The following is a 24,891-nucleotide window of genomic DNA, read 5'->3' as shown; positions in this document are numbered from 1 at the left end:
GCGTCAGGCCACCAGCGCCACGTTGCGAAACGCTTTCACAAGCGGCGTTTCCAGCTTGCCGTCCATGTCGCTCAAGATCTTGTAGGCGTCCTGCCTCGGCATCGGCGGCCGGTACGGCCTGGATTCAATGAGCGCAGCGAAGATATCCGAAATGGTGAGCAATCTCACCAGGTCGGAAATCTTTCCCGCGCTGAGCCCATCGGGATAGCCGGTGCCATCGAGATATTCGTGATGGTGCCGGACGCCATCCAGTATCTCTTGGCTGATGTCGGGCAGGGCCTTCAACAGCTCATGACCGATCGCCGGATGCTGCCTCATGATCTCATTCTCTTTCGGATCGAGCCGACCCGGCTTGTCGAGAATGGACAGTGGAATCCGCGCCTTTCCGATGTCGTGCAGCGTCGCGGCCATCCCTAGCCGCTTGATGTCAAAATCGGTAAATCCGATTTCGATCGCAAAGCCCACCGCGATTCCGGTCACCAGCATGCAGTGCTGGAACGTTCCCTCGTGATAGCGCCGAACGTCGTCGAGCCATGCGCCGAGGCCGTCGCGCTCGATGCCGGCAATGACACGCGCGGTCGCGCGTTCAGCATCCGAAAGGTCGATCGACTGGTCATGGTTGATCGCGGAAAACATCGTTGCGAAGGCTCTCGCGCAATCGACGATTTCCGGTCGCGCCGTTCCGGAGTTGGCCTCCGGGGCCGCCGAGGCTTTTGCGGCAGCCTCGATCTGCGCGAGCTTGGGGCCGATTTCGCGGTTGCTGCGAACAATCGATGTCGCCCCGAGCGCGTAGGCTTGCGCGACCATGTGGTGGAGATGCTTCTGAACGACGAACAGCTTTTCCGTCACCGCCCGCAGTTCGCTCAAGGTCACCTTGATCTGCTCGACGCGGGCCATGACGCGCAGGTCGGCATCGACCATGAGCACGCCGTCCGAACCGAACGACGCCTTGTCGCCCAACAATCTGGGCACCACAAGATGATGAGGTTCCAGCATCGCGCGTATCGCCGGAATCTTGGATGGCTCATCAGTAAGGTAACAAACGCGCATGTATTCTCGCTAATATAACGAGGCGGCGAGCGTTCAATTCGAATTCAAAAAAATTATCTTAGCGTTACAAGCTATGCCGACTTAATTAGTAAAGATTAAACGAGTTGGGCAGTCTCAGACCACTGAGTGCATGGAACCTGGCTAGTGGTCCAATCCACCCCACTAGCTGATGGTAATCCATGCGGGCGCATGGTCGCTGGCGCCTTCCTCGCCACGCACCAGGCGGTCGACGCCTGCTTTCTTCAGGCGCGGTGCAAGCGCAGGACTGAGCAAGAGGTGATCGAGCCTGAGACCGGCATCGCGCGGCCAGCGATTGCGCTTGTAATCCCAGAACGTGAACATCGGCGTTGACGGATGAAGCTTGCGGATTGAGTCCGTCCAGCCTTGCCCGATCAATGAGTGGAATGCCGCGCGGCTCTTCGGCTGTATCAGCGCATCCTTGTCCCAGGATTTGGTCGGATAGATATCGAGTGCGGTTGGCGCGACGTTGTAGTCGCCGGCGAGAACGACAGGCACATCTTGTTTGATCAGTGTGGCTGCATGTGTCCGGAGTTTTCTGAACCAATCGAGTTTGTAATCGAATTTCGGTCCAGGTTGCGGATTGCCGTTCGGCAAGTAGATGCTCGTCACAATAACGCCCTTGATCGCGGCTTCGATGTAGCGCGCTTCATCGTCCTTGCTGTTGCCGGGCAGTGAGTTGCGGATCAAAACGGGATCGGCGTTTCGCGCCAACAGCGCCACCCCGTTCCAGGTTTTTTGTCCGCGCCAAACTGCGCCATAACCGGCCTTCGCGAGCGCGCCTTGCGGGAAGTCGTTGTCGGTTGCCTTCAACTCCTGCAATGCGACGATGTCGGGTTTGGCGCGGCTGAGCCACGCCAAAAGGTTCGGTAGGCGACGGTTGATGTTGTTGATGTTGAAGGTGGCGACTTTCATGGCCCGTGTCGCCAGTGGTGTGATTCTAACGTTTGCATCCCTTCGCGGCGGCCATTTTGCTTGTTGCTCGAACGAAACGGTAGCGAAGAGGAGACCGGGCTGCTAACCGTCGGCCACCTCGCCTTTGTAGAGGCGTGCGTAGCGCGAACCAAGGCTCGTGAGCACCTCGTAGCCGATCGTGCCGAAGTGATGGGCCAGTTCGTCGACGGTGATGCCTTCGCCGATCAATGTCACGAGGTGGCCGCGCCGCACCGCGTTCTTGTCGAGATCGGTGATGTCAACGGCCATCAAATCCATCGAGATGCGGCCTGCGACCGCACAGCGCTTGCCGGCTACGACCACTTCAGCGCCGCGGGTGCCATCGTTGCTGCTGCCGGCACGGAAATAGCCGTCGGCATAACCGGCGGAAACGATCGCTACCCTGGTGGGCCGCCGGGCCGTCCAGTTTCCGCCGTAACCGACGCTTTCGCCGCGCTCGACGTCGCGGATCTGCACGATGCGGGCCTTCAGCTCGACGACCGGCTGCATCGGATTGTCAGCCTCTGGTGTCGGATTGACGCCATAGAGGGCCGCCCCGGGCCGCACCATGTCGAACTGGAACGCGCCGCCCAGGAAGATGCCGGACGAGTTCGAAAGCGACGCGGGGACGCCGGAAAATGCGCTGGCAACCTCGCGAAACGTTGCGAGCTGTCTGGCGTTCATCGGATGATTCAGGCTTTCGGCGCAGGCGAGGTGGCTCATTACAAGCGAGACGCCGTGATCGCCGGCATGGATTCTGGGAATGAGACCCTGCGCCTCCGCGATGGTGAGGCCGAGCCGTTGCATGCCGGTGTCGACATGGATGGCGGCGCCGCCGGCCCAGCCGGTGCGGCGGCAAAAGACGTCCCATTCGGCGAGTTCGTTGAGCTCACCGATCACGGGCCGCGCGTCGATCTTGGCGTAGCTGTCGCCGGTGTTCTGGATGAAGCCGTTGAGGACATACAGCGTGGCCGAGGGTACCGCGGCCCGCGCGATGGCCGCTTCCTCAAGGGTCGCAACAAAGAAGGTCTTGCAGCCGGCCTTGGCGAGCGCTCGCGCGACCGGTTCGATGCCGGAGCCGTAGGCGTTGGCCTTGATGACGGCGGAGCATTCGGCGGGAACTGCGGTCTTCTCGAGCTTGCGCCAGTTGGCGACCAGGGCGTCGAGATCGACCGTCAAAATGCCACTGGCGGCGGCCAGCGCCGCCGCCTTGTTGGCTTCCGCCGAAAGAATGGAATCGGCCGGAAGCGATCTTGGATCGGGGGCGATGTTCATGATGCAATTTTACGCGCGCATCAGCCGCCGTTCAACCCGAGAGCGGCCGCTTCAATAGGCCCGCTCGGGCAACTGATGGTCAGATGTCAGGTCGCCGAAGCGGGTTACGCTGCCCTCGAACTGGAGGTCGACCGTGCCGGTCGGGCCGTGGCGCTGCTTGCCGATGATGACTTCGGCCTTGCCATGCGCCAGCTCCATTTCGGTGGTCCATTTCACGTGTTCGGGCGTGCCCGGGCGCGGCTCCTTGTTGGCCAGATAATATTCCTCGCGATACACGAACATCACGACGTCGGCGTCCTGCTCGATCGAGCCGGATTCACGCAGGTCGGACAGTTGCGGGCGCTTGTCGTCGCGGCTTTCCACCTGTCGCGACAGCTGCGACAGCGCAATGACGGGTACGTTGAGCTCTTTCGCCAGAGCCTTGAGGCTGGTCGTGATTTCCGTGACTTCTTGAACACGGTTGTCGGAGCGCTTGCTCGAGCCTGACAAGAGCTGAATGTAGTCGACCACAATCAGGTCAAGGCCGCGCTGTCGCTTCAGCCGCCGCGCCCGCGCCGTCAGTTGCGCGATTGAAAGGCCGCCGGTTTCGTCGACATAAAACGGCAGCGACTGCAGCTCGATCGAATAATCGCGGATCTTCTCGAAATCGCCTTCGGTAATGCCGCCGCGGCGGATGTGACTCGAGGGAATGCCGGTGCGCTCGGCGATGATACGCGTGGCCAATTGCTCGGCCGACATTTCGCAGGAGAAGAAGCCAACGATGCCGCCATTGACGGTCTTCTGGGTGCCGTCGGCCTGAAGTTCGGCGCGGTGTGCTTTAGCAATGTTGTAGGCGATGTTGGTGGCGAGCGCGGTCTTGCCCATGCCCGGACGCCCGGCCAGGACGATCAAGTCGGAGGGCTGCAAGCCGCCCATCTTGGTATCGAGGTCGCGCAAGCCGGTGGCGATGCCGGACAATTTGCCGTCGCGCTGGAAGGCTTTCGCCGCCATGTCGACGGCGACGGCAAGCGCTTGCGAAAAGCGCTGGAACCCGCCCTCATAGCGGCCGGATTCCGCCAATTCGTAGAGCCGCCGTTCGGCATCCTCGATCTGATTGCGCGGGGCGAAGTCGACGGGCGCGTCAAACGCGACGTTGACCATGTCTTCGCCGATCCGGATCAGATCGCGGCGCAGCGACAACTCATAGATGGTGCGCCCGTAGTCCTGCGCGTTGATGATGGTCGTAGCCTCGGCCGCCAGCCGGGCCAGATACTGGCTGACGGTCATGCCGCCGAGGTCGGTGTCGGCCGGCAGGAAGGTCTTCAGCGTCACGGGCGTCGCAACCTTGCCCATCCGGATCAGGCTGCTTGCGGTCTCGAAGATCGTTTGGTGGATCGGCTCGAAGAAGTGCTTGGGTTCCAGGAAGTCCGAAACCCGGTAGAACGCGTCATTGTTGACCAGAATCGCGCCCAAAAGGCTCTGCTCGGCCTCGATATTGTGGGGAGCCGTGCGGAAAGCGGGAGTTCCCGCCTCAGGGGCGAGTTTCAGAACGTTCGAATCAATTGGAGGCATGAGCGGTCAGTGTTCGCGAAAGTTTGGCAGATAAGGGGCAGCGATAAAGCGCCTCTCTTAAGGTAAGCGGAAGCGGCAAACCGCCTTATGCACGATTCACACAATCTGCGTTGGGGAATCATCGAAGTGTGTCGTGCCGGCGCTTGACGCGGTTTCTTGCCGCAGGTTCGGGCGGCGCCTCAAAAACTTCGGGATTTGGATGAACCTCTAAAGGCGTGGCCGATACGTAATGCTTACGGGTAGGCGTCCGGCCGAAAAAGGCCGTCAGATCAGGATGAGATAGACGAACGCGAGGAACGCGGCGCCGATGGCCATGGCGATCACGGCATAATCGGTACGGAGGTCCGAATGCGCTGCCGGCGATGATGGAACGGTTTTCTCAGCCATTTGGATGATTTAGGGCAGGGCGCCGAAGTCCTTTGTGAAGCAGATCACATCCCGGGATTTTCTTTCTGGCATGATCGCCGGGAACGAGCGCGTGGCGTCGGGAGTTGTTTTGCAACGGATTTTCGGGATGCGGTCAGGGAAAGTCATGAGCCAACAACTTCCAACATGGCGAACTGCAAATGGCCAGACGGCATGGTTGTCGCGGCTGATCGTCGCCATGGAAAAGTTTTCCCGTCCCGAATGGCGGACGCGTCCAGTTGATCCTCTGGAACTTCATGCCGTGCGTGCCCGGCTGGCTCAGCCCGCGATGCTTCATCCCGCCTATGGCTCCCGCTTCAGCCTGAAAAATTAGTAGTCGGGCTTGCCTCGCCCGGCCAATTCGAGCGGGCTATTCGCCGGCAATTTTCAGACGCGGCTTGTCTCCCATTTCTGAGCGGCGCAGCCTGGCTTCTTCGCGCGTTATGTAGTCGCGCGTGATCGGCACGACGCCCTGGCGCTTGGTGAGCTGGACATGGAAGTTCATCAGGTTCTGCTTGCGGAAGGCCATTTCCGAACAGGCAAGATAGAACTCCCACATGCGCGCGAAGCGTTCGTCATAGAGCTGGACCGCTTCCTCGCGGCGCGCCATGAAGCGTTCGCGCCAGGCTTTGAGTGTTTCCGCGTAATGCAGCCGCAGGATCTCGATGTCGCACACGAGCATCCCGGCGCGCTCGATCGAGGGCAGTACCTCCGACAGCGCCGGGATATAGCCGCCCGGGAAGATGTACTTCGCAATCCAGGGATTGGTGACGTCGGGACCTTCCGAGCGGCCGATCGAGTGAAGCAGCATGATGCCGTCGTCGGTCAGCAGTTCGGCGCAGCGCTTGAAGTAGGTGTCGTAGAAGTCGACCCCGACATGTTCGAACATGCCGACGGAGACAATACGTTCGAAGGGGCCCGGAACGTCGCGGTAATCTTCAAGCAGGAATTTCGCGGACCGGGTCAGGTCTCGCTCTGCGGCGCGGGCATTCGAAACCTGCAATTGTTCGGTCGATAGCGTTACCCCGGTCACATTGGCGCCAGCCGTCCCGGCCAGATAGAGCCCGAGGCCACCCCAGCCCGACCCGATGTCGAGCACGCGGTCGCGCGGCCGCACCAGAAGCTTGGCGGCGATATGGCGCTTCTTGGCAAGCTGGGCATCGTCAAGCGACATGCCCGGCTGCTCGAAATAGGCGCAGCTATATTGCTTGTCGGAATCGAGAAAGAGCGAATACAGCCTGCCGTCCAGATCGTAGTGATGGGCGACATTGTTCCGGGCACGGCGGCGCGGATTGAACTGGCGCAGATGCCTTGCCAGATAGCGAAGCCACCATTGCGGTTTTGCCCAGCCGGGCAAAACCTGAGGCTGATCCATCAAGATGGCGAGTGCGTCCGCAATCGTGCCGTTTTCGACGATGAAGTCGCCTTCCATGTAGATCTCGCCAAGCGCGAGTTCGGGGTTGAGCAAAACCCGTCGCTCCGCATTAGCGGTCCGAAAGCGAGCGAAGACGTGCGGCCCGGTGCCATCGCCGCAGGTGAATTTCTCTCCGTTGGCGGCGGTAAAAGTTATCGCGCCGCGGCGGATGAAGCCCTGAAGAAAGTAACGCAGCAAACGGTCCATCGAAACCACCAACGAGCGATCCCGCAAACCAAACCTGGTTCGTCACATTCGACGTGCTGGGAACCAAACGGTTCCTCCGTCCTATGGAGGATATAAGAGGTCAGGGCCGGAGCGCTAATGCGCTGTATACAAAGCAGATATTCCGGGAACAGACGCCCCTGTGGTTTGGCCTAAAGTGCGCTTCCATTCGCGGGATAATCGGCTAAAAGGTGACGCCTCCGGTGCCCTCGAACGAGCACTGAGCGCTTTCCGCATGGAGATTTAGGGGATGTTGAGCCGAGCGCGTTTATTTGCGGCGGTCACGTTTTTGGCCGGTTGCCTTGCGGGTTCGTCCGCCTTGGCGCAGGCCACCAATCTCGAGGCCGGCAAAAGCGCTTCCCAACTCTTCGCGGGCACCTGTACCGCCTGCCACAAGTCTCCGCGGGGCCTCCTGAAGACGGTTTCGCCCGGATCGCTGCCGGGTTTCCTGCGCGAGCACTATACGACCAGCGGCGACATGGCTTCGCAGCTCTCCTCCTACCTGATTTCCAATGGCGCCAGCGACGCCAAACAGGCCAAGCAGGGCTCGGACAAACCGGGCGCGGACAAGCAAGGGCAGGGCGGCAGCGACCAGGCCGATCGCCAGGGCCGCAAGAATCGCAACGCACCACCCCAGGAAGTCGCGCGGCCGGATGATGCCGCCGCGCCAGGCGAAGGCGGGCGACAGTCCCGCAAGCGCTTGGGCCGTCAGGGAGAGCCTTCAGACGAGGCGAGGACCCCGCCGCCCCAGGCGGCGGTAGAACGCGGCCCCGATGGCCGCAGGCTCAAGCGGTCCGGCAGGCCAGGTCAGCCCGGCGCCGACGAGCCACCGATGGCCAATGAACCCGCCAGGATGGAGCCGCCCAAGGCAGAATCGGCCAAGTCCGAGCCGACTGCCGAGGACAAGGCACGGCTTGAGGCACCCCGTGTCGAAACGGGCACGGCGGAGCGTGCCAAACCCGACGCCGACGCCAAATCCAACGAGGTCAAGATCGAGACGCCAAAGGACCCGGGCGCGAGCGACAAGCCCGTGGTACGCCGCGAACCGGCACCGGCCGCACCATCAACGCAACCGGCTGCGGCCTCCACGCCTGCCCCGCCTCCTGCGCCGGTTGCCGGCTCCGGCGGTTCATCTGAACCGGCCGCGCCGCAGCCGACGTTGGCCCAACCGAAAGCCCCGGTTGTTTCCGAACCACCGGCCGTGACGGCTTCGGCGCCGCCGTCTCCGCCATCGGGACCGCCAGCGCCGCCGATCTCCCGCTAGCTGTCAGAAGAATTCACCAAGATAAAAGCCCGGCCGAGCCAGGCTGTGTGAGAACTGGGGCAAATCAGATAGAGAGGCCGCATCATTAATGATGCGGCCTTTTTCATGCGCTACATTCGAGGTGGGGACCGTAACCAGGCGAGTTTTTTGCCGGCACGGATCGATGATTACGTTGCCGCTGATGCGGCGGTGCGGGTAATCGATGCCTTTGTTGAAGGTCTCGATATGTTCGGGCTCGGCTTGGTTCGAGCGACACCGGCGGCGACCGGGCGGCCCGGCTATGACCCGCGCGATCTTCTGAAGCTCTATATCTACGGGTACCTCAACGAGGTTCGTTCGAGCCGCAAGCTGGAACGCGAGTGCCGGCGCAATGTCGAACTGATGTGGCTGTTGGGGCGGCTTGCCCCCGACTTCAAAACAATTGCGGACTTTCGGCGGGACAATGCAGCCGGGATCGTAGGGGCATGCCGGGCCTTCGTGCTGTTCTGCCGCGAGCAAGGACTATTTGCGGCCCGTCTGGTGGCCCTCGACGGTTCGAAGTTCCGGGCGGTGGCGAGCGCCAAGCGGATTATGGGCGAACGCAAGGTCGCCGAAGAGGCCGGCCGGATCGATCAACAGATCGCGGCTTATCTTGCCAACCTCGACAGCATCGATGCGGGCGAGCGGGCCGATAGCGATGCGGAACAAACGGCTGCGGCTCTCCAGGCTCTCAGGGCACGCCGCACCGACCTTGATGCTCTGGCGGCGCGACTTAAGGCGGAAGATCGGACTAGTCTTGTAGAAGGTGAGCTCGATGCGCGGCCGATGGGTAAAGGGGCAGGCTCCAAGCCTCCTTCCTACAATGTCCAGACGGCGGTCGATGCTGCGACGGGGCTGATCGTCCACCATGAGGTTACAACCGAACCCACCGACAACCGGCTGCTCCATCCGATGGCCAAGGCGACGAAGGATGCGGTGGCGGCCGATACGCTCACGGTGGTGGCGGACGCTGGCTATTCGAACGGAGCAGACGCGGCAGCCTGCGAGAACGATGGCATCACGCCTTGTGTGCCAGCGAACCGGGCCGTCAACAATCAAGGCGACTTCTTCGACCGCACGGCCTTCATCTATGAGCCGCAAACCGACAGTTTTCGTTGTCCGGCGGCCCGAACACTGGTGCGCAAGCAAATCCTCACCAGAAAGCAGAGCGTCTTGTATATCGCCGACGATTGTTCGGGTTGCGCGCTCAAGCCGAGATGCACCCGCGTCGAGCGCCGCTTCGTTCAAAGACACCTTTACGAGGACGCGCTTCAACGCATGAATGCCCGCGTCGAAGCCGATCCACACCTCATGCGGCAGCGGCGATGCGCGGCTGAACACCCGTTCGGAACCATCAAGCGGATGACGGCTGGCGGCAGGTTCCTCACCCGAGGCCTTACCAACGTCAAGACTGAAGCCGCCCTCAGCGTTCTTGTCTACAACATCATGCGGGTCATCAATCTCATCGGCTCGCAAAGCCTCAAGATTAGGCTCGCCTGACCCTAAAAATTAAAAAAGAGGCCCCGGATCACCGCAGCCTCTCGTTTCCACACAGCCTGATTTCGGCCGGGCTTTGTCGTATCTGCAAAGACCAAGCGGAAAGCTTACTCTTCCGCCGCAGGAGCCGCCTCCGGCGCCAGTTCGGTCGGAAGGGCTTCGGGATCGAAGAATTCGCCGGCGGCCGCGATGGCTTCGGCGGCCGCATCCCGATCTTCCTGGCGCGTGGAGATATCCTCACCGCGCTTGATGCGAGCGGCCTCATCGGCATTGCGCGCCACCGTCACCGAGATCGTGGCTTCGACTTCGGGGTGTACCGCGATCGTCACCTTCTGCTGACCGATCGTCTTGATCGGCGCATCGAGCCAGACCTGCGGCTTGGACACGGTGATGCCGTCGGCGGCGAGCGCGGCGACGATGTCACGCACTGACACCGAGCCGAACAATTGGCCGGATTCGGACGCCTGGCGGATGATGACGACATCGCGTCCCTCGACCTTGGCGGCGATCTTGCTCGCTTCGCCCTTGGCCTGAACGTTGTTGGCCTCGAGTTCAGCCTTCATGCCGTCGTACTTGGCGCGATTGTCCGCAGTGGCGCGCAGCGCCTTGCCGCGCTTGAGCAAGAAGTTGCGGGCAAATCCGTCCTTGACGCGAACGACCTCGCCCATCTGGCCGAGCTTGGCAACACGTTCCAGCAAAATGACTTCCATATTGGTTTCCTTTCAAGTTGTTCGGGATTCAAGTTTCAGTTTTCAGGATTTGGGAAGCGGCGGCGGTGACCGGCTGCGCAAGTAGCGTTCGCGAAATCCGAACACGGCGTCGGCCAATCCGAGCAAGGCGATCGCCAGCAGAGCCCAGGCGAAGCCTGCCACCACTGCGTAGACGCAACCGAGCCACAACGCGCGGCTTTTCATGGCAAGCGTAAGCGTGTGCAGCACGGCAAAGCCCGTCATTGCATAGGCCATCGACAGACCGGACGTCAGCACCTGCGCCATGATGGCGAGCAAGCCGCCGGCAAAACTGCAGACGATCGCCGCAAAGAGCACGGCGATCGCCGTCATCGGCAGCGTGGTGCTTTTCAGATCCGGCCACGGCCGATGCAATCGTCCCGACGTCGCGGCAATTTTCGCAGCAAGCCACAGGTTGATGGTCAACATCGCGACCGCGGTAATCTCCGCGCCGATGGGCGCGATCAGCACCAGCGCATCGAGCGTGGAATCGTTCAGCACAAGACCGGTAGCTTCCACAAGTTCGACCCAGCCGGTGCGGAGCGTCTTTTGGATGGTCGCGGCATCGCCGCCCATCGTGAGCAGCGTGGCGGCCGTGACAATGGTTGCAAAGATCACGATCCAAATCAGAATGCGTCCGACCGGATACCATTCCAGCGCGTCATCCGGATCGCCGGCAGCGTTGTGGTGCGGACGCGCCAGCAGGATGAGATGAGCCAGCCACCAGGCCGGCAGCACGTTCACCAATACGAACGCAATAGAGTAGGGAAGACCGAACAAAGCGGCGATAAGGACTGTCGCGGCACCGCCGCCGATAGCCGCGGTGGCGGCGCCCCAGCCCAGTCCTACCACCATCAGCGGCAGCGGAGCGAGAATGATCAACAGCAGCGAGATCGCCGCACCAGAGGTGATCGAGGCGAACATCAAGGCCGACGCAAGGCCGGCTGCCAGCGCTATTGCCATGGCTGCGATCATCAGCTGTCCCGCCCCCTTCGAGCGGTTAGAGGTCTCTTCGACCCCAACCATCGGCGACCGGACGACCCGGAAGCCTTATGAGTGAAAAGTAAAGATCCGCGGCCTGTGCGGCCGCGGATCGAAAGTCGTCTTAGCGAATGACGTACGGAAGCAGACCGAGGAAACGCGAGCGCTTGATGGCGCGCGCGAGTTCGCGCTGCTTCTTGGCGGAAACCGCGGTGATGCGGCTCGGCACGATCTTGCCGCGCTCGGAAACGTAACGCATCAGCAGCTTGGAATCCTTGTAGTCGATCTTCGGCGCATTCGGACCCGTGAACGGGCAGGTCTTGCGGCGGCGGAAAAACGGACGGCGTGCACCAGCTTCAGCCATTGTTCTTACTCCTCGTCCGCAGTTTCAGCATCGTCGCGGGGGCGGCGCGGGCCGCGATCACCCCGGAAACCACCGTCGCGATCGCCCCGGAATCCACCGTCGCGCTCGCCGCGGAAACCGCCGCCACGGTCGTCGCGTTCACGGTCGCGATCGGCCTTGCGCATCATGGCCGAGGGGCCTTCCTCAAGCTCTTCGACGCGAACGGTGAGGTAACGGATCACGTCTTCGCTGATCCGCTCCTGGCGCTCGATCTCGGAGACGGCCGCCGAGGGCGCGTCGATGTTGAGCAGCACGAAGTGCGCCTTGCGATTCTTGTTCATGCGATAGGTCAGCGACCGCACGCCCCAGTTCTCGGTCTTGGAGACCTTGCCGCCGGCCTGTTCGACGATGCCGGTCATCTGGGCGGTCAGTTCTTCGACCTGCTGGGTGCTCGCATCCTGACGCGCGAGAAAAACATGCTCATAAAGAGGCATGGATGTCCTTTCCTTGTGTTAGCGCAGGTCCCGGCGGCAAGCCCTTCGAGACCTTCGGAAAGGACTCGGGATAAGCTCAGAAGGCGGAAGCACGGGACGACGGGCCGACTGGCCCTGCCACATCAAAACACCGGAGGTGATATTGCTGAGACCGTCCGTTCAGCTCCCGGCCGGGATCCACGGATCGCCGCGTTATAAGCATTTTGGGCGCGCTGGCAAGGGAAAGCCGCCACAGAGCTGTCCTTGGCGCCGAGTCGGATCAAGCCTCTCTGCTTGACAGGGAAGGCTCCCGCGGTGTCTTTCGGCGGTCTTGCGGGCGCAAGCGGCGGCTTGGCGCACCATGGTGGTTTCAAAATCTCTCGTAAGATATTGAAAAATAAATATATTCCGCGATACCCGCCTTTGAGTGGGGGCGACGGGAGGAACGTTCGAGGACACGTATGACGACAGCATTCACCTTTCCGGGTCAGGGTTCCCAGGCGGTCGGTATGGGCAAGGCGCTGGCGGAGGCTTTTCCGGCGGCGCGTGCGGTATTCGACGAGGTCGATGCGGCGCTTGGTGAGAAGCTGACGAACATCATCTGGGACGGTCCAGGCGAGACCTTGCAGCTGACGGAAAATGCCCAGCCGGCGCTGATGGCGGTCTCGCTCGCCACCATGCGTGTGCTGGAAAGCGAGGCCGGCTTCTCGGTTGCCAAGCACGCAGCCTTCGTCGCGGGCCATTCGCTCGGCGAATATTCGGCGCTTGCCGCAGCCGGAAGCCTTGCCATCGGCGATACCGCGCGTCTGCTGCGCACGCGTGGGCTTGCGATGCAGAAGGCGGTGCCGGTCGGCGTCGGCGCCATGGCCGCTTTGCTGGGCCTCGACTACGAGACCGCGGTCGCCGTTGCCGAGGAAGCCGCGCAAGGGCTGGTTTGCCAGGCTGCCAACGACAATGGCGGCGGTCAGGTGGTTGTTTCCGGCGACAAGGGGGCGGTCGAGCGGGCGGTTGAAATCGCCAAGACGAAAGGCGCCAAGCGCGCGATGCTCCTGCCGGTTTCCGCGCCGTTTCATTGCCGTCTGATGCAGCCGGCAGCGGATGCGATGGCGCAGGCACTAGCCGGCGTCGCCATCAAACCGCCCGCAGCGCCCGTGGTGTCGAACGTGTTGGCCTCGCCGATCACCGATCCCGATGAGATCCGCCGCCGGCTGGTCGAGCAGGTCACCGGCACGGTGCGCTGGCGCGAGTCGGTTGCGTATATGGCTGGCCACGGTGTTAACAGGTTTTTCGAAATCGGCGCTGGCAAGGTGCTGAGCGGCCTCGTCAAGCGCATTGCAGAAGGCGCCGTCGGCGTTCCCGTCGGCGGGCCCGGCGATATCGGTGCGGCGAAAGACGCGCTAGTGGTCTGATTCTAACATTCGCATCCCTTCTCAGCGGGCACTTTTGCGAATGTTAGAATCAAAAGACCACCAGCAAATATGGGTTTCTAGTGGAGTTTCGGATTTGACATTCGCTAGACGAGTTCGCAGCTGGATGGGTGGCGGATGTCAAATCCACTGCACTGGTGCTGCACAGTCATAGTTTAAGGGGAAAATGATGTTCGATCTCACCGGCAGGACCGCGCTGATCACAGGCGCAAGCGGGGGCATCGGCGGTGCGATCGCGCAAGCCCTGCACAAGCAAGGCGCGACCGTGGCCATTTCGGGCACGAGGCGCGAGGCTTTGGATGCCCTGGCCTCCACGCTTGGCGGGCGCGTCCATGTGCTGCCCTGCAATCTCTCCGACGCAGCCGACGTCGAGGCGTTGGTGCCATCCGCCGAGGCGGCGATGGGACAGCTCGATATTCTCGTCGCCAACGCCGGCATCACGCGCGACAATCTTTTTGTGCAACTGCGGGATGAGGATTGGGAGCAGGTGATCAACGTCAACCTGACTGCGACCTTCCGTCTCGCCCGCGCCGCGACCAAGCTGATGATGCGCAAACGCTTTGGCCGGATTATCGCGATCACGTCGGTGGTCGGCGTTACCGGCAATCCGGGGCAGGGCAATTACGCGGCTTCAAAGGCCGGTCTGATCGGCATGATCAAAACGCTGGGCGCGGAATACGCCAAGCGCAACGTCACCGCCAACTGCATCGCGCCGGGCTTCATTGCCACGCCCATGACCGATGCATTGAACGACAAGCAACGCGAGGCCATCCTGTCGAAGGTTCCGGCGGCGCGTCTCGGGACGCCTGACGACATCGCGGCAGCCGCGGTCTATCTCAGCTCGAACGAAGCGGCCTATGTGACCGGGCAGACCATTCACGTGAACGGCGGGATGGCGATGATCTGAAGATGGTGGATCGGATTTGACGTTAGGCGGCCAACTGCAAGATCAATGTCAGTGCAAAATCCCCCGGAAACCGGAATTTGCCAGTGGTCTTTTGATTCCAGCATTTTGCAAAACGGCTTGCCGCGATGCGATGCAGCTGCCGGAATAGGACCGCTGCTCGCGGGCCCCGGCTGCGGGCGGCGGGGCTTATAGTCAAGGCCTGGGAAGTATGATAACCGGACCCCGGATGGGGCGCAAAAGAACACCATTGCAGGATGTTGAAACCCTGTATAATTGGCGGTACGGAGCCGGTCATCGTGCGTCGGGTCCGTGTCGGCCGTGACAGGCCTCATCCAGACTATGCGCGAAGAGAAATTCACGACCACGATGGCTCGTACGTCTTGGGTCGGTCCAATGGGAACAGCACGAGGTTGAGCGATGAGTGAGATTGGCGAGCGGGTTAAGAAGATCGTGGTCGAGCACCTTGGTGTCGAGCCCGAGAAGGTGGTCGACAACGCGAGCTTTATTGATGACCTCGGCGCCGACAGTCTCGATACGGTCGAGCTCGTGATGGCTTTCGAAGAAGAATTCGGTTGTGAAATTCCCGACGATGCCGCGGAAACCATTTTGACCGTCGGCGACGCGACTAAATTTCTGGAAAAGAACGCGAAGAGCTGACGCGCTCGCGCGAAGCTGGCAAAGGCGGAGGGGATCGCGGCCTCGCGGTCCCGCCGTTTTTTGTCGGAGAGCGCGAATCGCGGGCTGGAGTGATCTAGATGAGGCGGGTTGTCGTCACTGGCCTGGGCATGGTCTCGCCGCTCGGCTGTGGCATCGAGCCGATCTGGAAACGTCTGCTAAGCGGCCAAAGCGGTGCGCGAAAAATCGAGACCTTCGATGTCTCCGATCTCACCAGCCAGATCGCCTGTGTGGTGCCCCGCGGCGACGGCAGCAATGGCACCTTCAATGCCGACCAGTGGATGGAGCCAAAAGACCAGCGCAAGGTCGATGACTTCATTATTTTCGCCATGTGCGCGGCAAAGCAGGCGCTGGATGACGCCAATTGGCATCCTGAAAGCGAGGAAGAAAAATGCGCGACCGGAACCATGATCGGTTCCGGCATCGGCGGGCTATCGGGAATTGCCGATACCTCGATTCTCCTGAAGGAGCGCGGGCCACGCAAGGTGTCGCCGTTCTTCATTCCCGGCCGTCTCATCAATCTCGCCTCTGGTTATGTGTCGATCGAGCACGGCCTCAAGGGTCCCAACCACGCCGTGGTCACGGCCTGCTCGACCGGCGCGCATGCGATCGGCGATGGCAGCCGGCTGATTGCGCTGGGCGATGCGGACGTCATGGTTGCCGGTGGCACCGAGTCGCCGATTTGCCGCATCGGCATGGCGGGCTTCTGTGCCGCACGCGCCCTGTCGACCGGCTTCAACGAAACGCCGGAAAAGGCTTCGCGCCCCTACGACAAGGATCGCGACGGCTTCGTGATGGGCGAGGGGGCCGGCATCGTGGTGCTCGAGGAGTTTGAGCATGCGAAAAAGCGCGGCGCGAAGATCTACGCCGAGGTGGTCGGTTACGGATTGTCGGGCGACGCCTATCACATCACCTCGCCGTCGCCGGATGGTGATGGCGCCTTCCGAAGCATGAGCGCGGCGCTGAAACGCGCGGAAATTTCCGCGTCCGATATCGACTATATCAACGCCCACGGCACATCGACGCAGGTCGGCGACGAAATCGAGCTGGGCGCCGTGGAGCGCCTGCTGGGAAATGCCGCTTCGCGGGTGTCGATGTCCTCGACCAAATCATGCACCGGTCATCTGCTCGGCGCGGCAGGCGCGATCGAGGCGATTTTCAGCATTCTCGCGATTCGCGACAACATCGCCCCGCCTACGATCAATCTCGACAACCCGTCTGTCGAAACCGCGATCGATCTGGTGCCGAAAGTTTCACGCGAACGCGAAATTAATGTCGTACTGTCGAATTCGTTCGGTTTCGGAGGTACAAACGCGTCTGTGATTCTGCGTCGCGCGTCCGCCGATTAGCGGATTGACAGTTGTTAATCTATCCGGCCACCACATCCGCGCAATCCTATGCGAATGTCAGAATTGGCCCGGCAGCGAGCGTCCAGTGGTATGGAAGTTCACCGTTTCGCCGCATTCGGTGACGATCTCTAGATGTGGGTGGCCCCGATTGAACCGACAGGATTCAGGTTGCATCGATGAGTGAGAGGCCGCCCATTTCGCCAAGGAGCCCGCGCGCCGCGCTGGAGCCCGAGCAGGTTCCGCCGCCGCCCAAGCGTTCCGAGCGCGCCCGCAACCCCTTCATCGTGGTCGGCAACGCCATCATCACCTTCATTTTGTTCGTGATGATCGCGGTCGGCGGCATCTACATCTACGGCAAGCAGAAGATTGAGGCGGCTGGTCCCTTGCAGGAGGACAAGATCGTCAACATTCCGTCTCGGGCGGGCGTGACCGATATTGCCGATGTCTTGCAACGCGAAGGGGTCATCGACAACAATCGCTGGGCGTTTATCGGCAGCGTGTTCGCGCTGAAAGCGCGTTCCGAACTCAAGCCTGGCGAATACCAGTTCCAGAAAAATGCCAGTTTGAGGGATGTCATCGGCACGATTGTCGAAGGCAAGGTGGTTCAGCACTCCGTCACCGTCCCTGAAGGTTTGACCTCCGAACAGATCGTGGCGCGGCTTTCGGAGAACGACATCTTCTCGGGTTCCGTGCGCGAGTTGCCGCGGGAAGGCACGCTGCTGCCTGAAACCTACAAATTTCCGCGCGGCACTCCGCGAGATCAGGTGATCGCGCGGATGCAGCAGGCGCAGAAGCGCGTGCTGGCCGAGATTTGGGACCGCCGCAACCCGGACATTCCGATCAAGACGCCGGAGCAGCTGGTTACGCTGGCCTCGATTGTCGAGAAGGAAACCGGACGGGCCGACGAGCGGAGCCGGGTTGCCGCGGTGTTCGTCAATCGCCTGCGGCAGAAGATCAAGTTGCAGTCGGATCCGACGATTATCTACGGACTGGTTGGCGGCAAGGGCACATTGGGCCGGCCGATCAAGCGCAGCGAAATTCAGCAACCTTCGCCCTACAACACTTACGTGGTGGACGGATTGCCGCCGGGGCCGATCGCCAATCCCGGCCGCGCCTCGCTTGAGGCCGCCGCCAATCCGGCGAGGACGCGGGACCTGTTTTTCGTGGCTGACGGCACCGGCGGTCATGCGTTCAGCGACTCCTACGACCAGCACTCGAAGAACGTCGCCAAGCTGAGAGCGATGGAAAAGCAGACCCAGAACGATACGGTCGAGCCTGCCGACGATCCGGCGCCGCCGGCCGCGGCGAATGCATCCGCGTCGGATACGGGCGCGCCTGCAGCGGCGGCGAAGCCGGCGCCCGCCAAGAAGCCGACGCGCCCGGCGGCGCCTCCGCCCCGGCAAGGGGCAGCAGCCTCCGCTCCGGTGGTCCAGCAGTAGTTTAGGCGCTGACCGCCGATCCTGTTGGCGATCGGAAACGACGCTGGCAGGGCGCAAATTCCACTTTGGCCTGAGACGCGCTAGACTTGCCGGCATTCGGCGAATCTCAGGCCGTCATCCCATCCGGAGAACCCCGCGCGATGGTCCTGTCGAGCATGACCGGCTTTGCCCGCAGCCACGGCGCCAGCGGGCCCTACGCGTTCGAATGGGAGTTGAAGTCCGTCAATGCCAAGGGGTTCGATCTGCGCCTGCGCCTGCCGCCAGGATGGGAAGAACTGGAAGCGCTTGCCAAAAAGCGCGCGGCCGAGGTGCTGTCGCGGGGTACGGTATACGCCAATTTCAACGTCAGGCGCACCAACGCCCAATCGACGGTCCGCGTGAATGAAGACGTCCTGGCATCGATCCTGCGCGTGGCGGCATCGCTCGCCAGCAAGATCGACGCCGTCGCGCCCAGCATCGACGGGCTCCTCGCCATCAAGGGCGTGATCGAGGTGGTCGAGCCGGAAGCCGACGAGATGGAAGACAAGGCGGCGAAAGATGCCGCGGCGGCGGCTTTCGATCAGGCGCTTGTCAATCTTGTCGACATGCGCCAGCGCGAAGGGAATGCGCTCGGCCAGATCCTGTTGCAGCGAATGGACGAGATCGAGCGGTTGGCGAAGAAAGCCGAGACCGCGCCGGGACGCAAGCCCGACGCGATCAAGGCGCGGCTTGCCGAACAGATCGCGTTGTTGATGGAGACATCCGATCGTTTCGACCCCGACCGTCTCAGCCAGGAAGCGCTGCTGATCGCGACCAAGGCCGATATACGCGAAGAGCTCGATCGCATCGCCTCCCATATCGCGCAGACGCGGAACATGATCGCCAAGGGCGGTCCGATCGGACGGCGTCTCGATTTTCTCGCGCAGGAATTCAATCGCGAGGTCAACACCTGCTGTTCCAAGTCCAACGATATCGAATTGACCAATACCGGCCTTGAGATGAAGAACGTGGTGGAGCAATTCCGCGAGCAGGTCCAGAATCTGGAGTGAGGCATGGCAGACGGAGGGCAAGGCGATGTCGGTTGAGCGGCGCGGATTGATGTTCGTGTTGTCCTCGCCGTCGGGCGCAGGCAAGACCACGCTGTCGCGCCTCTTGATCGAACGAATGCCGGGCTTGCGGATGTCGGTATCGGCGACGACCCGGCCGATGCGGCCGGGCGAGGTCGACGGCCGCGACTACTGGTTCGTCGATCAGCCGCGCTTCAAGGAAATGGTTCAGCACAACGAGCTTCTGGAATGGGCCACTGTGTTCGACAACAGCTATGGCACGCCGCGTGCGCCGGTCGAAGCGGCGCTATCGGCGGGACAGGACGTGATGTTCGACATCGACTGGCAGGGCACGCAGCAATTGCGCGAGAAAGCGCGAGCGGATGTGGTCAGCGTGTTCATCCTGCCGCCCTCGGCCGCCGATCTGGAAAAGCGGCTGCATAGCCGGGCTCAGGACAGCGATGCCGTTATCCGCTCCCGCATGAGCCGTGCCACGCACGAACTGAGCCACTGGGCGGAATACGACTACATCGTCATCAACCATGACATCGACGAGGCCTTCGCCGAGGTTCAGTCAATCCTGAAGGCGGAGCGGCTCAAGCGCGAACGCCGGACCGGATTGACGACGTTCGTGCGGGAATTGCAGCTCCAACTGGAAAAGTAGCCGCTTTATCTCGGGGCGGGCGCGCGCCGGGGCGTGCGCTGGACCACTTCCGGCGCACGATACCAGGATGCCGCGCTGGCAACGCCACGGGCAAATCGCGGCCGATAGTCGCGATCGTTCGCGGCCGGATAATCCGACAGCACGATACGGTCGTCGTCGGTCGTCTCCCAGATCGGCCCTCGCGCAGTTGACGCCTTGCGGCGGCGTACGCGTCCGCGGAAACGCTTCGTGAAAAATGCAGCGAGGCCGGCAAACATGAGTGCGCCGGTCGTCGCGGCGATCACGAACGGAACCATTTCGGGACGAACCGGCAGATCAACGCCAGATGCCGCGGGTGAGGCGGCGGCCGCGGGAGAGGCGGTTGCCGGTGCGGCGGCGTCAGCTTGCGCGACATTGACGGCCGGATCAGGCGCGGCGGCTGCCGGTTTGGCAACGTCGCTTGCCGGTGGCACTTCCGGCCAACGCGTCGCCACGGCCGCGGTCGCATTCCATACGGATGTGTTTGCCGAACCGGCGTTGTTGCCGGCAGCGCCGACTGGCGTTGCGGCATCAGTTGGAAGGGGTGTTGGGCTATCCTCGCGGACGGCGGCCCGTGGCCGGAGCTCGGCGCGGGCATCGGCTATGGATGGCTTTGCAGCAGGCTGCGGCGCTGGCAGAGGCTGGCTCGGTTGCGGTACGGCCTGCGCGACACTGCCGTCCTCGCGTCGCAGATACCAGCAACTGCGCTTGTTGACGTGATCGGTGCGATAAAACCAATGGCTGCCGGCAGGCGTTTCGGCTTTCGGACTGGCAAGACAATTATCGGCCGTTACCGGTTCGGCCTGCGCCAACATGACAAGCGGGCTGCCCGCTAGAATGTTGACAAAAATGGCGGACGCAATTCTTGCGGCTCGTCTTGACATACGCAACTCCGGTGAACGCAACACTTTTCACCAGCCAAACTCACCAAAAAATGGGGTCGCAATACGCCACAAATCCGGACAGCATTGGGCTTAATTCGGGCTGCGGTTCGGGGCACCAAGCGGCCTCCAAGACACGCTGCGGATGAGGGGTTTTTAGGCTCTAGTTCTTTGGTTGAGAGCTAGTTTTTCAGCATGATGCGGCCGACAACCTGGCCCGCGCGCAGTGCGTCGATCCATTTCTGGACATCCGCCATCGGTTCTTCGCGCATTGGGGGCGGCTTGATCTTGCCGGCGCGCGCGAGCGCCATCAATTCATGCCCTTCGGCGAGCGTGCCGACCATAAAGCCCTCGATCGTCATGCGCTTGTAGACCCACTGCACCATAGGCAGGCTGAAATTGCCGCCCATCAGCCCTGACACCACGATCTTGCCGCCACGCGCCAGCACCGAGACCGCAAACGCCATCGACTTTTCGTTGCCGGCGAAATCGACGATCTCGTCGAAGCCACCGTCGGTTTCCTTGAGAATGCGCCGGCTGATCTCCGGCTCCGACGGATCGTAGGCGAGGGCCGCGCCGTTCGTGAGCGCAGTTTCGCGCGCCGACGCGCTCAGATCCGCGACCGTAATCGGCTGCTTGAACATGGCCTGCGCAAAGGAAAGTCCCATCATGCCGACGCCGCCGAGACCGATCAGCAGGAGATTGCGCTGCCGCGGGCGATTGACGAGCCGCTTCAAGGCGCCGTAGGCGGTGACGCCAGAGCACATCAGCGTCGCAGCCTGGTTGACCGGCAGCGGATCGTATTCCAGCAGATATTTTGCGTCGGGCACCAGCACATGGCTGGCGAAACCGCCATCGATGCTGACGCCGAGAAACCGCTGCTTGGCGCAGAGATTTTCGTCGCCGGCCAGGCATTCGCGGCATTGACCGCAGCCGATCCACGGGAAGACAGCGCGCCGTTTGCCGATCAGATCTTTCGGCACATCGGGGCCGGTCTCTTCGACGACGCCCGCAATCTCGTGGCCAAGCGTGAAGGGTAACGTCATGCCGCGCGTGGTGTCGAGCTTCTTGCCGCCGCCGAGATCGGCGTAACCGTCCTGGATGTGGAGATCGGAGTGACAAAGTCCGCAGCACTCGATCCGGACCAGAACTTCCCGCCCCAAAGGCTTTGGCGTCTCGACGACGGTTTCGCACAGCGGCGCATCAAACTTGACCAGCGACTGGCGGCGCATGAGCGGCATGAAATCTCTCCGAGCGGATATTCGGCTATGGATTTCGTATATGGGTCAATTCCCGCGCCATGGCAACAAAGCCGCCGACAGGGACGGTTTCGGGACGCCGCGTTTCGTCGATCTCGGCAGCCGCGACCAGGCGCGCCGGATCGACGCCTAACGATTTCAGGCTTTGACGCAGCATCTTGCGGCGCTGGCCGAAGGCGGCCGCAGCTACCTGTTCCAGGGTGCGGCGGTCGCAAACTTCCGGAGCCGGTCGCGGGATCAGCCGTACAACGGACGAAGTCACCTTGGGCTGCGGTACGAAGGCCGCCGGCGAGATGTCGAAGAGAATTTTCGTCTCGGCGCGCCAATTCGCAAGCACGCCGAGCCGCCCATAGGCTTCGTCGTTCGCATGCGCAACAATGCGCTCGGCGACCTCGCGCTGAAACATCAGCACCATCATGTCGTACCAGGGCGGCCACGGCTCGATCGAAAGCCAATCGATCAGAAGCGCGGTTGCGATATTATAGGGCAGGTTGGCAACGATTTTTGCCTGCGTCGATCCAAGCCACGGACGCGGATCGAAATCCTGCGCATCGGCGCAGACGACTTCAAGACGTCCAGGATATCGTTGCGCGATTTCTTCGAGCGCAGGCAGGACGCGTTCATCGCGTTCCACCGCGATCACGTGGCGTGCGCCCATCGCGAGCAAGGCGCGCGTCAAGCCGCCGGGGCCGGGACCGATCTCGATCACGGTGGCATTTTCGAGCGGGCCTGCTGCACGCGCGATCCTGGCAGTGAGATTAAGGTCCAGGAGAAAGTTTTGTCCGAGCGATTTGCGTGCGGAGAGCGAATGCCGGCGAATAACCTCGCGTAGCGGTGGGAGATCGTCGATCGCGCTCATATGGGCTAGAGCTCCGATTCCGAAGTTCGCCTGATATCGGGGCAGCCTCTGATGCGAACTTCGGAATCAAAGGAGCTCGAGCAATTTATCGATTCTTCAAGTGCGGCCTTGAATTTGAAGTTCCTATAACGAACTCGTGGCGAAACTGATAGGAACTTCAAATTCGCCGCACTAGGCGGCCGCCATGCGAGCCGCCAGTTGCAGCGCCGCAATCAGACTCGACGGGTTTGCCTTGCCGGTCCCGGCAATGTCGAATGCCGTGCCGTGATCCGGCGAGGTGCGGATGAACGGCAGCCCCAAGGTGACATTGACGGCGTCTTCGAACGCCAGTGTCTTGACCGGGATCAGCGCCTGGTCGTGATACATGCAGATGGCGCAGTCATAGCTCCGCCGCGCCGCCTCGTGAAACATCGTATCGGCTGGCAGAGGTCCGCGGACATCCAGACCCTCGCTGCGCAGGAGTTCGACCGCCGGCGCGACAATGGTCTTTTCCTCGGTCCCCAGCGAGCCATCCTCGCCCGCATGCGGGTTGAGGCCGGACACCGCCAGACGTGGACGCGCAATTCCGAAATGGGATTTCAGGCCCGACGCCACGATGCGCGCTGTCGAAGCGATCAACTCGCTTGAAAGCTGCGCCAGCGCCTCGCGCAAAGAAACGTGGATCGTGACGGGAACAACAGCCAGCGCGGGTGACCACAACAGCATGACCGGTTGTGGCGTCGAATTCTTCGTAGCCGCAAGCTCGGCGAGATATTCGGTGTGACCAGGATGGCGGAAGCCGGTCCGGTAAAGCACGTTCTTGGCGATCGGATTGGTCACGACGGCGCTCGCGCGGCCGGCTGTGACGTCCTTCACCGCCTGACGGATCGAGGCGAGCGCTGTGCCCGCACTGTTATCGTCGGGCTGGCCGGGCCGGGCGGTTGCAGCGTGACCGGTCGCAACGACGGGCAGTGCGCGCGCGAAGGCCTCGCTTGCCTCTTCAGGAGCTACTTCGGCGACGGGGACGGCAAGTCCGAGCGCCTTTGCCCGGCGGTCGAGCGAAGCGGCGTCGCCGAGCCAATAGAAGGCGGGTAATTTGATGTCGGCGCGGCGAAGCCAGGCCTTGAGCGTAATGTCTGCGCCGATCCCGGCGGGTTCGCCCGATGTCAGCGCGAGAGGCTTTGCCATATGTTCAAAATATTCGATTATTGCGACTTCGGGTATTCAATCATTGCGGCTCCGCGGGCTTCTCGCAAATACGAGTTGGACTTCGCAGTGTATTTCTCGTTGAACATCTTTTCCCGGATTTCTTTCTTTTTGGGCGTATCCACCTTGGTCGGTTCTCTCGCGCACAGCACGACCATCTCGACGCCCTGTTTGGTCACCTCGGGCGGCGTCAGGTGGCCGATTTGCATTCCGTCGAGGATCTCGCGAAGCGAAGGCGGGATGTCGGCCGACGTCTTGCTGACGGACTCGCGGATCGCGGCGTTCGGCATCGCCTTGAAGAACGCGTTCGCCTCGGTGCACGACTGAATGCGCGCGCGCAACGCCTCGGCCTCCTTCTTGCGGGCCTCCGTCACTTCGGGCCCCGAGCCGCGCGGAACGATCAGCACGATCGGCTGCATCTTGTATTCGACGCCCTGCGTGTTCGATTTTTCGTCTTCTCCCGCAGCGGCTGCAACTTCCTTTTCGCCGATCTGAAGGCTTTCCTTGTACCGGCCGCGGATCAGGTTGCTCCAGACCATGTCGGTCTTGATGCGGGCCTTGAGCGTATCGGGGCGGATGCCCTGGCTCTCCAGCGACTTCGTCAGCGCGTCCGGGCTGATGCGCATCCGGCCGGCCATGGCGTTGTAGGATTGATCGACATCACTCACCGAAGGGTCGATGCTGAACTTCTTTCCTTCCCTGAGCTTCACCTTCTCGTCGATCAGCTCGTTGATGACGTCCTTGCGGTCCGGCTGCTTGTGGGTGCTCAGCATCAATAGCTTTGAACGCTGTTCGATGTCGAAGTTGGTGATCGGCTCGCCGTTGACCATCACGACGACCTGCGCGCAGGCCGGCGATGACGATCCCAGGGCCAGGGCAAGGGCCACGCCGCAGCCCAGAATGAGCGTTGAAAGCCGGTTAGGGAGGGCAACGGTCATGGTCATCTTGGCTATGTCAGTTCCAATCCGGTGAAGCAGTTCTGACGTCATTTCGCTCCTCAGGCGAAAACCCAAAACGACGCTGAAATC

General features: G+C 61.9%; 25 protein-coding genes. 10 read left to right on the top strand and 15 right to left on the bottom strand.

Translation table 11 applies throughout. The annotated features are described in order from the left end of the window. Positions 1–3 precede the first annotated feature (3 nt). The 5 genes from BUA38_RS35275 to BUA38_RS38575 form a co-directional block, all read right to left on the bottom strand. Complete coding sequence (locus BUA38_RS35275) at positions 4–996, bottom strand: HD-GYP domain-containing protein (protein WP_172806141.1); 993 nt, start codon at positions 994–996, stop codon at positions 4–6. A 216-nt stretch (positions 997–1,212) separates the two neighbouring features. Further along, the gene (locus BUA38_RS35270; RefSeq protein ID WP_072825362.1) at positions 1,213–1,983 is read right to left on the bottom strand and encodes an exodeoxyribonuclease III; all 771 of its coding nucleotides are present in this window, start codon (positions 1,981–1,983) and stop codon (positions 1,213–1,215) included. Positions 1,984–2,085: 102 nt separating this feature from the next. Beyond that, the gene (gene alr, locus BUA38_RS35265; RefSeq protein WP_072825360.1) at positions 2,086–3,276 is read right to left on the bottom strand and encodes an alanine racemase; all 1,191 of its coding nucleotides are present in this window, start codon (positions 3,274–3,276) and stop codon (positions 2,086–2,088) included. A 51-nt stretch (positions 3,277–3,327) separates the two neighbouring features. Continuing rightward, positions 3,328–4,827: a replicative DNA helicase gene (locus BUA38_RS35260; RefSeq protein ID WP_072825358.1), complete on the bottom strand. Its 1,500-nt coding sequence runs from the start codon at positions 4,825–4,827 to the stop codon at positions 3,328–3,330. Positions 4,828–5,091: 264 nt separating this feature from the next. Next, complete coding sequence (locus BUA38_RS38575) at positions 5,092–5,214, bottom strand: hypothetical protein (protein ID WP_276328153.1); 123 nt, start codon at positions 5,212–5,214, stop codon at positions 5,092–5,094. Between the two features lie 34 nt (positions 5,215–5,248). Here BUA38_RS38575 and BUA38_RS37390 point away from each other — a divergent pair, with 34 nt between their 5' ends. Further along, positions 5,249–5,566, top strand: coding sequence for a hypothetical protein (locus BUA38_RS37390; RefSeq protein WP_244553146.1), 318 nt, complete (start codon positions 5,249–5,251; stop codon positions 5,564–5,566). Between the two features lie 36 nt (positions 5,567–5,602). Here BUA38_RS37390 and BUA38_RS35255 read toward each other — a convergent pair whose 3' ends face one another. Then, positions 5,603–6,853, bottom strand: coding sequence for an SAM-dependent methyltransferase (locus tag BUA38_RS35255; protein ID WP_072825356.1), 1,251 nt, complete (start codon positions 6,851–6,853; stop codon positions 5,603–5,605). A 268-nt stretch (positions 6,854–7,121) separates the two neighbouring features. Between BUA38_RS35255 and BUA38_RS35250 the strand changes: the two genes are divergently transcribed. Together BUA38_RS35250 and BUA38_RS35245 are read left to right on the top strand one after the other, a co-directional pair. Continuing rightward, a complete protein-coding gene (locus BUA38_RS35250; RefSeq protein WP_072825354.1) occupies positions 7,122–8,135 on the top strand; it encodes a hypothetical protein in 1,014 nt (337 codons plus the stop codon). Positions 8,136–8,240: 105 nt separating this feature from the next. Then, entirely contained in the window at positions 8,241–9,653 is a 1,413-nt protein-coding gene (locus BUA38_RS35245; RefSeq protein WP_072816799.1) for an IS1182 family transposase, read from the top strand. Positions 9,654–9,757: 104 nt separating this feature from the next. Here BUA38_RS35245 and rplI read toward each other — a convergent pair whose 3' ends face one another. The 4 genes from rplI to rpsF form a co-directional block, all read right to left on the bottom strand. After that, positions 9,758–10,360: a 50S ribosomal protein L9 gene (rplI, locus tag BUA38_RS35240; RefSeq protein ID WP_072825352.1), complete on the bottom strand. Its 603-nt coding sequence runs from the start codon at positions 10,358–10,360 to the stop codon at positions 9,758–9,760. 42 nt (positions 10,361–10,402) lie between these two features. After that, the gene (locus BUA38_RS35235) at positions 10,403–11,353 is read right to left on the bottom strand and encodes a hypothetical protein (RefSeq protein ID WP_072826687.1); all 951 of its coding nucleotides are present in this window, start codon (positions 11,351–11,353) and stop codon (positions 10,403–10,405) included. 130 nt (positions 11,354–11,483) lie between these two features. After that, positions 11,484–11,723, bottom strand: a complete 240-nt coding sequence (gene rpsR, locus BUA38_RS35230) for a 30S ribosomal protein S18 (protein WP_002711478.1) — start codon at positions 11,721–11,723, stop codon at positions 11,484–11,486. Between the two features lie 5 nt (positions 11,724–11,728). Beyond that, positions 11,729–12,196: a 30S ribosomal protein S6 gene (rpsF, locus tag BUA38_RS35225; RefSeq protein WP_072825350.1), complete on the bottom strand. Its 468-nt coding sequence runs from the start codon at positions 12,194–12,196 to the stop codon at positions 11,729–11,731. Between the two features lie 440 nt (positions 12,197–12,636). On the opposite strand from rpsF, the gene fabD reads away from it, so the two are divergent. The 7 genes from fabD (at position 12,637) to gmk (ending at position 19,661) form a co-directional block, all read left to right on the top strand. Next, on the top strand, positions 12,637–13,584 hold the full coding sequence (gene fabD, locus BUA38_RS35220; RefSeq protein ID WP_072825348.1) for an ACP S-malonyltransferase: 948 nt from the start codon (positions 12,637–12,639) through the stop codon (positions 13,582–13,584). A gap of 187 nt (positions 13,585–13,771) precedes the next feature. Then, entirely contained in the window at positions 13,772–14,509 is a 738-nt protein-coding gene (gene fabG / locus BUA38_RS35215) for a 3-oxoacyl-[acyl-carrier-protein] reductase (protein ID WP_072826685.1), read from the top strand. 417 nt (positions 14,510–14,926) lie between these two features. Continuing rightward, complete coding sequence (locus BUA38_RS35210; protein ID WP_006610957.1) at positions 14,927–15,166, top strand: acyl carrier protein; 240 nt, start codon at positions 14,927–14,929, stop codon at positions 15,164–15,166. 98 nt (positions 15,167–15,264) lie between these two features. Beyond that, positions 15,265–16,533, top strand: coding sequence for a beta-ketoacyl-ACP synthase II (fabF, locus tag BUA38_RS35205; RefSeq protein ID WP_072825346.1), 1,269 nt, complete (start codon positions 15,265–15,267; stop codon positions 16,531–16,533). A gap of 176 nt (positions 16,534–16,709) precedes the next feature. Continuing rightward, positions 16,710–17,972 carry an endolytic transglycosylase MltG gene (gene mltG, locus BUA38_RS35200; RefSeq protein WP_072825345.1) on the top strand — a complete coding sequence of 421 codons (1,263 nt, stop codon included), beginning with the start codon at positions 16,710–16,712 and terminating at the stop codon, positions 17,970–17,972. 140 nt (positions 17,973–18,112) lie between these two features. Beyond that, positions 18,113–19,000 (top strand): YicC/YloC family endoribonuclease, encoded by an 888-nt coding sequence (locus tag BUA38_RS35195; protein ID WP_072826684.1) that lies wholly within the window; start codon positions 18,113–18,115, stop codon positions 18,998–19,000. Between the two features lie 25 nt (positions 19,001–19,025). Next, positions 19,026–19,661: a guanylate kinase gene (gmk, locus tag BUA38_RS35190; RefSeq protein WP_072825344.1), complete on the top strand. Its 636-nt coding sequence runs from the start codon at positions 19,026–19,028 to the stop codon at positions 19,659–19,661. Between the two features lie 5 nt (positions 19,662–19,666). On the opposite strand, the gene BUA38_RS35185 is transcribed toward gmk, so the two are convergent. From BUA38_RS35185 to BUA38_RS35165, 5 genes are all read right to left on the bottom strand, one after another. Then, a complete protein-coding gene (locus BUA38_RS35185) occupies positions 19,667–20,563 on the bottom strand; it encodes a hypothetical protein (RefSeq protein WP_156898881.1) in 897 nt (298 codons plus the stop codon). Between the two features lie 179 nt (positions 20,564–20,742). After that, positions 20,743–21,801, bottom strand: coding sequence for an alcohol dehydrogenase (locus BUA38_RS35180; protein WP_072825342.1), 1,059 nt, complete (start codon positions 21,799–21,801; stop codon positions 20,743–20,745). 25 nt (positions 21,802–21,826) lie between these two features. Further along, on the bottom strand, positions 21,827–22,678 hold the full coding sequence (rsmA, locus tag BUA38_RS35175; protein WP_072825341.1) for a 16S rRNA (adenine(1518)-N(6)/adenine(1519)-N(6))-dimethyltransferase RsmA: 852 nt from the start codon (positions 22,676–22,678) through the stop codon (positions 21,827–21,829). 171 nt (positions 22,679–22,849) lie between these two features. After that, on the bottom strand, positions 22,850–23,845 hold the full coding sequence (gene pdxA, locus BUA38_RS35170) for a 4-hydroxythreonine-4-phosphate dehydrogenase PdxA (RefSeq protein ID WP_072825340.1): 996 nt from the start codon (positions 23,843–23,845) through the stop codon (positions 22,850–22,852). A gap of 17 nt (positions 23,846–23,862) precedes the next feature. Continuing rightward, positions 23,863–24,801: a peptidylprolyl isomerase gene (locus BUA38_RS35165; RefSeq protein ID WP_072826683.1), complete on the bottom strand. Its 939-nt coding sequence runs from the start codon at positions 24,799–24,801 to the stop codon at positions 23,863–23,865. Positions 24,802–24,891: the final 90 nt, after the last annotated feature.

The sequence above is a fragment of the Bradyrhizobium erythrophlei genome, from assembly GCF_900142985.1.
Classification (GTDB): domain Bacteria; phylum Pseudomonadota; class Alphaproteobacteria; order Rhizobiales; family Xanthobacteraceae; genus Bradyrhizobium; species Bradyrhizobium erythrophlei_B.
This window is presented reverse-complemented; position numbering and strand designations above follow the sequence as displayed.